The sequence below is a fragment of the Lacrimispora sanguinis genome, from assembly GCF_044987295.1.
GTDB classification, from domain to species: Bacteria; Bacillota; Clostridia; order Lachnospirales; family Lachnospiraceae; genus Lacrimispora; species Lacrimispora celerecrescens_B.
The window spans coordinates 2,584,231-2,597,197 of the sequence record NZ_CP173277.1; the positions used below are offsets into that span (position 1 = coordinate 2,584,231).

Genomic DNA, 12,967 nt, shown 5'->3' on the forward strand with positions numbered 1-12,967 from the left:
GAATTCTATAAAAGAGGAGACAACAATCTGCTCCCTTGTTCCTTGATCCGGATGAAAAGACTTCTCTCCTCATACACCTCTCTTGTGATCTCTTTGCACACCTTTAGATCCTCCAGGAACAGCGATTCCAGCCTGCGGGTCGTCTCCTCGTCATAGATTACCGCATTAACCTCAAAATTTAACTCGAAGCTTCGGATATCCATATTGGCGGTACCATAAGAGCTGACCTTTCCGTCGGTCATGACCCCCTTGGAATGGAGAAATCCGTTTTCATAGGTATAGCATCTGGCCCCGGCAGATATTAAGTCCCCCACATAGGAATAGGAAGCCCAGTAAACAAAGGGGTGATCCGGCTTACAGGGAATCATAAGCCTTACGTCAACGCCGGAACGGGCAGCTACTGACAAAGCGGTAAGCACGGCATCATCAGGAACAAAATAGGGTGTCTGGATATAAATATGATCCCTGGCCTTTGAAAAGAGCCGGATATAATTATCCCGGATCTGGCGGCTCCTTGCATCCGGGCCGCTAGCAATAATCTGGATTCCTAGGTGCTTATTCTCATCAGTTATGTCAACCACCCCAAGGAAATCCAGGCAGCTTCCGTCTTCATCTTCACAAAAATATTTCATATTACGAAACAGGTTTTCTCCTGCTGCATAATTCCAGTCCAGGGCGAAACGGATCTGAAGGCTTAGCACAGACCCTCCCTGCAGCTTTAAGTGGGTGTCTCTCCAATATCCAAACCTGGTATCCTTGGAGATATATTCCCTGCCGATGTTAAAGCCTCCCACATATCCAACCCTATTGTCAATGATCACGATCTTTCTATGGTTTCTGTAGTTAACCCGAAGCTGGAGCCTGCCAAGGATAGGCGGGAAAAAGATACCTACCTTTACTCCGTTTTCCTTTAGCAGGTTCCATTTGTCCTTAGGCATGAAACGCCCTCCCATACCGTCGCAGAGAATGCGCACTTCAACGCCTGCTTTGGCCCGCTCGATAAGAATGGGGATTATGGAATCAAACACTTCATCGTCTTTTATAATGTAATACTGTAAATGAATAAAATGGGCCGCATTGGAAAGCTCCATTCTTAAGTCTTTAAATTTCTCCTCACCGTCCGTAAAAATCTCAACCGTGTTGTCAACGGTCAGCACAGATCCGGAAGTCTCCAGATTATACAGAACCAGATCCTCATAGTCACGGGACAAAGAAGATACCAGGCTGATATCATGGCTTTTTAAAAATTCTTCCTGGTTTTTTGCGGAATAACGCACCCGGTCTTCCACTTCCTTAATCCGGAACAGTTTGCCTTTGCGCATATCCTGGCCCAGAAGCAGATAAACAAGAATGCCGAATACGGGAACAAAATACAGGGCTAAGAGCCAGGTCCAGACTGCTTTGGGATCACGACGCTGGAAAAATACAATGATAATTGACAGAATCAGGTTGATATAAATCAGATGATCAATCAGCCAGTTCCAAATTTCAACTGTCTGTAAAAAAACCGTTTCCATAATAAATCCCTCCTGTCTAAGCGGTCACGATCCGCTTTCTGTGAGCAATGGGGCATACCCCATAGCTTTCTGCGGGATATTTAATTGCAGAAAAGGGCCACCGCTGACGCGATGACCCTTTTATACAAACTGATTTCTCTCCCTGTTGTAATGATAATCAATCGCGGCCAGAGAAAGGGTCAGGTCCTCTTCCTGGATCCCAAGACTATGGCAGCATTCCTCCAGAGAAGGGTAATAATCTCTTAACTGAGTATTGACATAGCTTAGCAGCATCACTGGATCTTTAGGTATATTAAACATTTTTTCCTTCTCCTATTCTATTAACATATTTATTCTATCATAATTTTTCCCAGTTGTGAATCTTTCCGAATAGGAGTTGCGGAATTTTCACGACAAAATTTGTTTTCCATTGCACCGGACCTAAAAGTACCCCTGTACGAACAAGGAAATCAGTGCTACAATCAGATTGGAAATCCTTTAGGAGGTATACGGTATATGAAAAAGATACTAATGCTGGGAACAGGGGGTACCATCGCCTGTAAGCGAAGCGACAAAGGTCTAAAGCCTCTACTCACCACAGACGAAATCCTTTCCTATGTTCCGGAAGCATCTGAATTCTGCCAGGCAGACAGCCTGCAGATACTCAACATAGACAGCACCAATATGCAGCCCAGCCATTGGCTCACCATGGCAAAGGCTATTGAAACCCATTATGAGGATTACGATGGGTTTGTCATCTGCCACGGTACCGATACTATGGCTTATACAGCCTCAGCCCTTTCCTACCTGGTACAGGATTCGGAAAAGCCCATTGTCATCACCGGTGCACAAAGGCCTATTGATATGGAGAATACCGATGCCCGTACGAATTTATCAGACAGTCTCCGATTTGCCAGCGAGAATAAGGCCCATGGAGTTACCATTGCTTTTGACGGCAAGGTGATTGCAGGTACAAGGGGGAAAAAGGAGCGCACCAAAAGCTACAATGCTTTCTCCAGCATCAATTTTCCATATATTGCTGCGATCCAGGATGGACATGTGCTGTTTTACGTAGATGATAAGGCTTCCGCTCCCAGGCAGGTACAGTTTTTCCAAAAGCTGAATCCCCATGTGGCATTAATGAAACTGATTCCTTCCATGGGGTCAGACGTTCTGGATTTTATGGCAGAGCATTATGATGCGGTAATCATAGAATCCTTTGGTGTCGGCGGCCTTCCCTCCTATGATACAGGTGATTTTTATAAGGCCGTTAAAAAATGGATCACTCTGGGAAAAACCGTGGTCATGGCCACCCAGGTGACCAATGAGGGCAGCGATATGTCCGTGTACGAAGTAGGACATTCTATAAAAAAAGAGCTGGGACTTCTAGAAGCCTATGATATGACCCTGGAAGCCACAGTGACTAAGCTTATGTGGATTCTGGGACAGACCAATGACGAAAAAGAGATACGGGAATTATTTTACCGTACCATTAACAGAGATATTCTTTGGCAGGCATAAAAACACGGGCGCCGGAAAAGAGATGAGCAATCACTCCTTTTCCAGCGCCCTTTAAAATATTCGTAAGGTTTTTCCCTTATTCCAGATAAGCGATCAGCTTCTGACCGTCTTCCGACACGTCGATCACGATTACATTTCCTGCCCGAATCTCATCCCCAAGGATGATCCTGGCCGCTAAAGTTTCCACATGTTTTTGTAAGTACCGTTTTAGCGGACGGGCTCCGTAAACCGGATCATAGCCCTGTTCCACCACAAATTCTTTTGCCTGGTCAGTCAGTTCAATTCTTAATTCCCGATCTTCAATCCGTTTGTTTAAGTCCGCAAGAAGCAGATCAACAATTCCTGCAATGTTTTCTTTTTCAAGAGGTTTGAACAGGATTATTTCATCAAGACGGTTTAAGAATTCCGGACGGAAATGGTTCCTTAAATCATTCATCACCATTGCTTCCGCATCTTCCCGGATTCTTCCGGCTTCATCAATACCTGTTAACAGATACTGGGAGCCGATGTTGGAGGTCATTATAATGATAGTGTTTTTAAAGTCAACGGTTTTTCCGGAAGAATCTGTGATCCGCCCATCATCAAGGACCTGAAGCAGCACGTTAAATACATCAGGATGAGCCTTTTCCACCTCATCAAAGAGCACTACGGAATACGGCTTTCTCCTAACAGCCTCTGTTAGCTGGCCGCCCTCATCGTAGCCTACATATCCTGGAGGTGCTCCGATCAGTCTGGATACGGAATGCTTCTCCATGTATTCGCTCATGTCGATTCTGACAATGTTATTTTCATCGTCAAACAGGTCTTCCGCCAAAGCCTTGGCAAGCTCGGTCTTTCCCACACCCGTAGGACCTAAAAACAGGAAGGAGCCGATTGGTTTGGTAGGATCCTTGATCCCCGCCTTGGAACGGATGATGGCCTCGGTCACCTTTATGACTGCTTCATCCTGACCGATGACCCTCTTATGAAGTTCCTTATCAAGGTGGAGGGTTTTATTCCTTTCCCCTTCCGTCAGCCTGGCCACCGGGATTCCTGTCCACTTGGACACGATTCTGGAAATCTCTTCTTCTGTTACGCTTTCATGAACCAGGCTCAAATCCTGATTCCTTACCCGTTCTTCCTCTTCCGCCAGTTCTTTCTGAAGCTGGGGAAGTTTTCCGTATTGCAGCTCTGCCGCACGGTTTAAATCATACTTTTGCTGCGCTGTCTGGATCTCCCGGTTTAAATTTTCAATTTCTTCCCGCAGGGCGGATAGCCGTTCTACGGATGCCTTTTCATTTTCCCACTGTGCTTTCTGGGAAGCAAACTCATCATGAAGTTCTGCCAGTTCCTTCTGAAGTTCTGCAAGCCGGTCCTGACTTAAACGGTCGGTTTCCTTCTTTAAAGCAGCCTCTTCAATTTCCATCTGCATAATACGCCTGGAAAGCTCATCAAGCTCAGCCGGCATGGAGTCCAGTTCCGTCTTTATCATGGCACAGGCTTCATCCACTAAGTCAATGGCCTTATCCGGCAGAAAACGCTCGCTGATATAGCGGTCAGACAATGTGGCCGCCGATACCAGGGCAGAGTCTGTGATCTTAACTCCATGGTAGACCTCATACCGCTCTTTCAGTCCTCTTAATATGGAAATGGTATCTTCCACCGTAGGTTCGTCGACCATGACCGGCTGGAACCTCCGTTCCAAAGCCTGATCCTTTTCAATATACTGGCGGTATTCATCAAGAGTGGTTGCGCCGATGCAGTGAAGCTCGCCTCTGGCAAGCATCGGTTTTAGCATATTGCCGGCGTCCATGGAACCTTCTGTCTTACCAGCCCCTACAATGGTATGAAGCTCGTCAATGAACAGAATGATCTGACCGTCGCTTTTCTTCACTTCATCAAGAACGGCCTTCAAACGTTCCTCAAATTCACCACGGTACTTGGCACCTGCCAACAATGCTCCCATGTCAAGGGCAAACAGTTTTTTATCTTTTAATCCCTCCGGTATATCGCCCCGGACAATCCTTTGAGCCAGGCCTTCTACTACAGCAGTCTTACCGACTCCAGGCTCGCCGATCAAAACCGGGTTATTCTTTGTCTTTCTGGAAAGGATCCGCACCACATTCCGAATCTCACTGTCCCGTCCGATTACCGGATCCAGCTTCTGGTCCCTGGCACGCTCCACCATATCATAGCCGTATTTGGTAAGGGTATCATAGGTTGCCTCAGGGTTGTCATTTACGACACGCTGATTTCCTCTAACCGTGGAAAGTGCCTGTAAGAAGTTTTCCTTGGTTATGCCATAGCTCCGAAACAATTCCTTTACCGCCTTGGAGGGCTGCTTTAACATAGCTAAAAACAAATGCTCTACGGAAACGTATTCATCTCCCATGGCCTTTGCCTCATCCTCGGCGTTTATTAAGACCTTATTTAAATCATTGCTGATGTAAATCTGTCCTCCCCTGACTTTGGGAAGTTTTTCAATTGCCTGAGCCGTTTCATTTAAGAATTGCTCTTTTTGTATATTCATCTTGGTAATGAGTTTTAAAATCAAGCTGTCTTCAATGGTAAGAAGGCTGTACAGCATGTGTTCCTGTTCTATCTGCTGATTTCCATATTCATATGCAAGCTTTTCGCAATTCTGGACGGCTTCCACAGATTTTTGCGTAAATTTATTAATATTCATAATCGCTCCTCCTTTTTCAGATATGTAAAAGTATTGCCTTATTTGTTCTATATGTAATATAACAAATAGTGTTTTATGTGTCAAGATATTTTTCCTGATTTTTGGTATTATTTTAACCCGAATTCCAACGGTCTACTCGGTCTTATGGCTGTAAACCAAGAAAAGAGCAGTGCTGTTTAAGAAACAGACACTGCTCTTTTTTCTATTCCCCGGAATCTCCAGCCAAATAAAACAGCACGGAAAATCCAGTCGATAAACATTCCATACCATACACCCATGACACCTGTATTCATCACACGGACAAAGAAATATGCAAATGCGATCCGGAACAGCCACATAGAGAATATGGACACCACCATAGTAAATTTGGCATCCATGGAAGCTCTAAGGGCATAAGGAATGGTAAATGCTAAAGGCCATACAATCATCGCATAGCTGTGGAGCACCACCATCCGGGATGATATTTTTGCCGCCTCCCCCGAAAGGTTGTAAACAGAGGCAAGCTGGTCTGAAAATACGATCATGACCGTGCACAACAACAGAAGGATTCCGTAATTAGTGCCAACCAAAAGTCTGGTATACCGCTTTGCCTCCTTTTTCTCTCCCGCACCCACACATTGCCCAACAATGGTAATCAATCCCAGGCCTATGGCATTGCCTGGCAGATATAGCAGGGTCACCAGGTTAGAGGCCACTGCGTAGCTGGCTATCGCCGCCGTTCCAAGGGAAGAGACCAGGCTTTGCAGCGCAAGCTTTCCGAACTGAAACATACCGTTTTCTAAGCCGTTTGGGATGCCGATGGAAAGTATCTTCTTAATCATCGGAATATTTGGCTTAAGATCATCCAAACGGTTGATCCTCAAAACATTATCGGGGCTCTGAATCATAAAGAGCATCACCACCGCAGCGGCAATCCGGCAAAAGAGGGTGGGCCATGCCAGGCCGGTCACTCCCATATGAAGGCCGTATACACAGACGGCATTCCCTCCCACATTCACGGTATTTACTACAAGGGAAACCGCCATGGAAGCCTTAGAATTTCCCATGGAGCGGAATAAGGCCGCACAGGAATTATAGACTGCCACAAAGGGATAGGACAGGGCTGTAATCCAGAAATAAACCACGGCGGCATTCATGACTGACTCATCCACACTGCCGAAAATAGCCTTTAGCAGGCTTCCCCTGCCTGCCAGCGCAATTAGGGTAACAAGCACTGACAGTACAGTCGTAACTCCAATGAGCTGCCCTGCTGCCTTGCAGGCATTCTCTGACTGCTTTTTCCCAAGATACTGGGACGATATGACAGCCCCTCCGGTAGCTAGTGCCGACAGCATCTGTATGATCAAAATGTTAATGGATTCCACCAGAGAAACTCCGGAAACAGATGCCTCTCCCACTGCCGCCGCCATTACGACATTCACCATTCCTACCAGAACGATCAATATCTGTTCCACGATCAACGGGGCCAGCAGCTTCATCAAATCTTTTCTAGTAAACATTAGCCTTCCTCTTATTATGCCTCAAACGGATAGCGGATTCCCCACTGTCTTCTTAGCTCGTCCATGACCTTCATTACGTCCAGAGTTGCCTTATGGGGCATCTGGGGGCATTCTGTCCAGCCATTTCTGATGGCTTCCCCACTGGCTTCGATCTGGTATTCATATCCTGATATCTGTTCCGGCCTGATGTGAGTTTCAATCAGCTCCCTATCGGTGTTATAAACATGGATGGATTCAAAATTATTGACATTTTCAACTACAAGGTATCCCTTGGTTCCGTATATGATTCCCATACGGTCAGAAAGCACCTGTAAGGAACTGTTTAGGATTGCCATCTTTCCTCCAGGATAGCATAGGGTTATGCTGTTCTGAGCGTCCACTCCGCTGTCCGTTTTTATCACACTGGACTGGATGTCAGTAATCTCATCACCAAAAACAATGGAAGCGAAATTAAGTGTGTACACTCCTACATCAAGAAGGGCTCCCCCTGCAAGCTCCGGTTTCACAAGGCGCGGCTTATCAGAAACCAGATAACAGAGATTTGCGGTAAGGGTCATAGGCTCTCCGATAATGCCTGAGTTTAAAACTTCTTTCAGGGTCTTTGCCATAGGCATGTAGCGGACCCACATGGCTTCCGTTATCATAAGATTTTTTTCTTCGGCCAGATCGGTCATCTCCTTGGCCTGAGCATAATTGGCTGCAAAGGCTTTTTCGCAGAGAACATGCTTTCCATTTTCCAGGCATAGCTTCGCATTGCTGCAATGTTCGGAATGAGGTGTAGCAATGTAGATCAACTGAATATCCCGGTCTTTCGCAAGTTCCTCATAAGAACCGTAAGCCCTTTCAATGGAAAAACGCGCTGCAAATTCTTCTGCTTTTTCCAGGCTTCTGGAGGCTGCTCCCATCAGAACTACCTGCGGCATCTGAAGCATTGTATTTGCCAGCACTGATGCGATCCTACCTGTCCCCATGATTCCGATTTTTAACGCTTCCATGTCATAAACCTCCGCTCATTTATTTCAAATATTTTCCTGTTCAGTATAGCACATCAGGAGAGTCTGTACAATTATTCTTTTGGAATGTCAGGAGAGGCAGCCCCTCCGCATTCCTGCTCCTTCCTTTGGACAAGTTCAAGAAATGCCTTCATCTCTCTGCTGATCCATTTATCCCTGTGATAAACCATTTGTCTCCAAGACTGTAAGTGAAAATCTTTCATGTTAAGGGGCATTAAGGTCCCTTCCTCAATATCCTTACAAATGGTGAACTCCGGAAGAAAGGAGATCCCTGCGTTGCTGCGAAGAAGCTTGATGATAAATTCTGTATTGCCGATCTCCAGAAAGGGATGGACCTTTTTTCCATAAGCAGCGAGGTACTGTTCCAGCATAAGCCGGTAACTGGCATCCTTTTCCGTTAGGATCATTGGCTGTGAAATGACCTGATCAATGGTAAGATCTGTTTCCATTCCAAATGGGTGGGTTTTGGAAGCGGCAAAAATAATGTTTTCAGGCTGTTCCATTACCTTTACCCATTTTGAATCATACATGCGTTTATCAAGGAAATACACTAGATCAATGGTATTGTGGTTCATCATGGTAAGAAGTGCATCGGGAGAATCCACCACAATGCTGACGTTGACCTGGGGATAAAGGCGGTGGAACTCCTGTATGAGAGGTGGAAACAAGGTGGAACAAATGGACTCTATGGTCCCGATTACCAGCCTTCCCGTAAGCTCCGAGGATTCGGATAAAATATTTTTCACATGAGTCAGGCTCTTTACTACATCAGCCGCATATTCATAAAAGGTTTCTCCTTCATGAGTCAGAGTCGTCTGTTTCCCGATCCGGTCAAACAAATGAACATTTAATTCTCTTTCCAGCTGTTTGATCTGTACGGTAACGGCCGCCTGAGAATAGCCCAGCTTTTCAGCTGCCCGGCAAAAGCTTCTCTGGTTTGCTACCTCTAAAAACGTCTTTATTTCCCGAAGCTCCATCCCGCAAACTCCTTTCTATACTTGATTTAAAAATATTAAACGTTATCTTAAAAACATTAAATTTTACTTCCACATCTTTCTATGGTACATTATAACTAATTAGAAATCAATGATTGTTGTCAGGTTGTTTACGGAAAATTAATGATACGTTCAGAAAGGAATTAATGTTCAATGGAAAGGGAATGTAATAAATACCGCGCCTATGTGCAGATATTAAAGGAAGAACTGCTTCCCGCCATGGGTTGTACCGAACCGATCGCCCTGGCGTATGCCGCCGCAGTAGCCAGGAAAGCACTGGGGCAAATGCCTGATAAAGTGGCGGTGGCAGCCAGCGGAAGCATTATTAAGAATGTAAAATCCGTGATTGTTCCCAACACAGGCCATTTAAAGGGTATTCCGGCGGCAGTGGCGGCAGGGATTGTGGCGGGGAATCCGGAAAGAGAGCTGGAGGTCATTGCAGAGGTCTCCCCGGAGCAGATGCTGCAGATGAGAGAATTTATGAAGGAACGAGAGATCATGGTAGAACACCTGGATCAGGGGATTAATTTTGATATCCTTGTTACCCTGTATAAGGGATCGTCCTATAGCAGGGTACGCATTGCAGGTTACCACACCAACATCGTCCTCATTGAAACGGATGGAACCAAGCTGATGCAAAAAGAAGCGGCTTTGGAAGAGGATACAATGACCGACCGGAGTTTGCTCAATATGGAAGATATCTGGGACTTCATCAATTCCGTGGACATCTCTGACATCCGGGAGATCCTGGACCGCCAGATCCGCTACAACTGGGCCATTGCCGAAGAGGGACTTAAGGAAAGCTATGGAGCCAATATCGGCAAGGTGCTTCTTAAAAATTCCGGAGATGACTTATCCGTCAGGGCAAAGGCCATGGCTGCTGCAGGTTCAGATGCCCGCATGAACGGCTGCGGACTGCCGGTCGTAATCAATTCCGGAAGTGGGAATCAGGGAATCACTGTGTCCGTTCCTGTCATCGTATATGCAAGGGCCTTAAAGGTCAGCGAAGAGAAATTGTACCGGGCCTTAGCTTTATCCAATCTGGCCGCCATTCACCAGAAAACCCCCATCGGCAGATTATCCGCCTATTGCGGTGCTGTCAATGCAGGGGCCGGGGCCGGAGCCGGAATTGCCTATCTCTGCGGAGGGGGCTATGAGGAAGTCATCCATACCATAGTCAACGCGCTGGCCATTGTTTCCGGTATTGTATGCGACGGGGCTAAATCCTCCTGCGCAGCAAAGATCGCCTCTTCCATTGAAGCCGGAATTTTGGGTTACAATATGTACATGCAGGGACAGCAGTTCTTTGATGGTGACGGGATCGTCACCAAAGGCGTGGAGGCTACCCTTAGAAATGTTGGGAGACTGGGGAGAGAAGGTATGAAGCAAACCAATGAGGAAATTATCCGGATTATGATAAATCAGCCTGGCTGATTACGGTTGCTATTGGGATATTCTTGCCCCTTTCAGTCATTGCTGTTTTTGGAGCATCTTCCCTGGGATACAATGAAATACCCTCCGCTTCATCGGTAAAAGAAAAACCGTTGCTGCGGAGGGTATTTCGTTTAAGCTATATCATTGATCAATCTTAAAGGGATCTCCATACATTTCCCACTGAAGAGGCTTTTGCAAGGAATAATTCTCTTCCTTTAAGAATTTCCTCTGGGCAATTGTTCTGCTTAAATCTTCGTGAGCACTTTCAAGCTTCATTACCTTATCCCTTTCATCAAGGAAAGCCGTTAGATAATCCACTTCTTTTCCTCCATCTGCTGGAGACTTCGCTTTATTTATTGTAGCTTCCCTTATACCTGGAAAACTCTCTTCATATGGAACAGATCCGTCACCAGGGCCATGCATTACGATTGCATCATAGTAAATGAATTGACCCAAAGCAGATAATCCATCTTTTACCGCCTGGTCAACTGCCGGATTAAAATACATATCATCTCTGATTTTGTTCTGTGCTTCCTGAAATTCTGCATCTTCGCTGGCAGCCTTCCAATCATTTTCAAAAGCCTCCCCCAATCCTTCATGGGAATCCGTACCATTCACCTTTTCAAGAGCTCCTATGTATTTAGCCAGCAGATTTTCTGGCTTTGAATCTGTATAGCCTTTTACTAATTGCAGCATATCTCCTGTTCCAGAACAAAACCCGATTATTCCGGCTGTATAACCTCTCCCATCCTCAATATCTTCAATATAACTGTATTGAGCCTTCCAATCCAAAGATGAATTTTCTGCACTGGAAACTAACTCCATAGCTATTTCTTTCTTTTCTGAGTCTTTCAAAGAGCTATCACTTTCGTTCCCTTTCTTTAATTGACCACCGGTTTGGTTCGTAGTACAGCCTGTCAAAAGCAATAACCCAATAAGGGATACAATAACCATGATTTTGTTTGCTTTTTTATTCAAGAAAATATATCTCCTTTCATCAAATAATCGTTTACTGACGGCCTATTGAAAGAAATTGGGAAGATGTTTTTTATGTGCTTCCAGTAATTCTTCCATGACCTGTTTCGCTACGTCTCCGCTGGTAATCAGAGGATTCATCATAAAGGCCTGTAATAAAGTGCCCCGATCCCCTGTGACGGCAGCTTCAATGGTTAATTCCTCCATAGCTTTCATTAATTGCAGCAATCCTCTTTCCTGAGGTTTAAAGCTGCCAAAATTATAAGGAATCGGTCCTTTACCTGTTAAAGTGCAAGTAACTTCAACCGCGCAATCGTCAGGCAGATCTTTTATCGTACCGTTATTACGGGTACTGACGGTCATGGTTGTTCTTTTATCATTGTAGATTGAAGTAATTGTTTCACAAGCCGCATCACTATATCTGGCTCCGCCGCGTTCTTCTAACTGTTTCGGTTTATAATTCAAATCAGGATCCTTGTATAACTCATATAATTCCGCTTCAATTTTTTTAACCTTTTCGGCACGGGTTCCATGGTTTTTAAAGTCTTCTAATTCCTCAGCCAACATTTTATCGGTATAGTAATAATAATTATGATATGGGCATGGAACCATATGAAGATTTTCAACTTGCTCAAAGATCAAACGATTATCCTTAATATTTGCAACAATTGAATTTGCTTCTCCATCTTCATACACTTTTTTAATCAGCTCATCCGTTCTGTTTACTCCATTTTTATCGACCACAGTGTGCCAATGCAGATGATTAATGCCTGCAAACTGGAAGAATAAGTCAGATGGCTTTTCATTAAGTATCGCAGCTTCTTCATAAACCGCATTAATTGGAATATTGCATAAACCTACAACCTTATTCCAATTGCCATATCTTAAAACAGCTTCCGTAACCATACCGGAAGGATTCGTAAAGTTAATTAACCAAGCCTCAGGACATAATTCTTTCATTTCCTCCACAATATCTAATATGACCGGAATGGTTCGTAAAGCCTTAAAGATACCCCCGGCACCATTGGTTTCCTGACCGATTAATCCATGGCTTAACGGAATACGTTCATCAAGAATCCGTGCTTCCAATAATCCAACCCGCAGCTGAGTAGTAACGAAATCAGCATCTTTTAAAGCCTCCCGACGGTTCAGCGTTAAATAAACCTTACAGTTAATTCCTGCTGCTTCTACCATACGCTTAGCCATCTCTCCGACAATCTCTAACTTGTGCCTGCCTTCTTCGATATCCACCAGCCATAATTCACTGATTGGAAATTCATCATATCTTTTAATAAATCCCTCAACCAATTCTGGTGTATAGCTGGATCCTCCGCCAATTGTTACAACTTTGATTTTTTTTGACATAGTA

Annotated in this window: 10 protein-coding genes; 2 read left to right on the forward strand and 8 right to left on the reverse strand. The window is 44.9% G+C overall.

Translation table 11 applies throughout. The annotated features are described in order from the left end of the window. Window positions 1–5: 5 nt before the first annotated feature. On the reverse strand, window positions 6–1,517 hold the full coding sequence (gene cls / locus ACHZES_RS12045) for a cardiolipin synthase (protein WP_395548977.1): 1,512 nt from the start codon (window positions 1,515–1,517) through the stop codon (window positions 6–8). Between the two features lie 120 nt (window positions 1,518–1,637). Continuing rightward, window positions 1,638–1,817: a DUF4250 domain-containing protein gene (locus ACHZES_RS12050; protein WP_038278186.1), complete on the reverse strand. Its 180-nt coding sequence runs from the start codon at window positions 1,815–1,817 to the stop codon at window positions 1,638–1,640. 195 nt (window positions 1,818–2,012) lie between these two features. Between ACHZES_RS12050 and ACHZES_RS12055 the strand changes: the two genes are divergently transcribed. Then, window positions 2,013–3,017, forward strand: a complete 1,005-nt coding sequence (locus ACHZES_RS12055; protein ID WP_038278184.1) for an asparaginase — start codon at window positions 2,013–2,015, stop codon at window positions 3,015–3,017. A gap of 76 nt (window positions 3,018–3,093) precedes the next feature. On the opposite strand, the gene clpB is transcribed toward ACHZES_RS12055, so the two are convergent. The 4 genes from clpB to ACHZES_RS12075 form a co-directional block, all read right to left on the reverse strand. After that, the gene (gene clpB / locus ACHZES_RS12060) at window positions 3,094–5,682 is read right to left on the reverse strand and encodes an ATP-dependent chaperone ClpB (protein ID WP_395548978.1); all 2,589 of its coding nucleotides are present in this window, start codon (window positions 5,680–5,682) and stop codon (window positions 3,094–3,096) included. A 176-nt stretch (window positions 5,683–5,858) separates the two neighbouring features. Beyond that, complete coding sequence (locus ACHZES_RS12065; protein WP_038278179.1) at window positions 5,859–7,181, reverse strand: MATE family efflux transporter; 1,323 nt, start codon at window positions 7,179–7,181, stop codon at window positions 5,859–5,861. Window positions 7,182–7,195: 14 nt separating this feature from the next. Further along, window positions 7,196–8,176, reverse strand: a complete 981-nt coding sequence (locus ACHZES_RS12070) for a Gfo/Idh/MocA family protein (RefSeq protein WP_395548979.1) — start codon at window positions 8,174–8,176, stop codon at window positions 7,196–7,198. A gap of 71 nt (window positions 8,177–8,247) precedes the next feature. Continuing rightward, window positions 8,248–9,171 (reverse strand): LysR family transcriptional regulator, encoded by a 924-nt coding sequence (locus ACHZES_RS12075; RefSeq protein ID WP_395548980.1) that lies wholly within the window; start codon window positions 9,169–9,171, stop codon window positions 8,248–8,250. A 171-nt stretch (window positions 9,172–9,342) separates the two neighbouring features. Here ACHZES_RS12075 and ACHZES_RS12080 point away from each other — a divergent pair, with 171 nt between their 5' ends. Beyond that, window positions 9,343–10,623, forward strand: coding sequence for a serine dehydratase subunit alpha family protein (locus ACHZES_RS12080; protein ID WP_395548981.1), 1,281 nt, complete (start codon window positions 9,343–9,345; stop codon window positions 10,621–10,623). Between the two features lie 141 nt (window positions 10,624–10,764). Here the strand turns inward: ACHZES_RS12080 and ACHZES_RS12085 are convergent, their stop codons facing one another. Continuing rightward, complete coding sequence (locus ACHZES_RS12085) at window positions 10,765–11,601, reverse strand: chitosanase (protein WP_395548982.1); 837 nt, start codon at window positions 11,599–11,601, stop codon at window positions 10,765–10,767. Between the two features lie 42 nt (window positions 11,602–11,643). Next, window positions 11,644–12,963, reverse strand: coding sequence for a 6-phospho-beta-glucosidase (locus ACHZES_RS12090; RefSeq protein ID WP_395548983.1), 1,320 nt, complete (start codon window positions 12,961–12,963; stop codon window positions 11,644–11,646). Window positions 12,964–12,967: the final 4 nt, after the last annotated feature.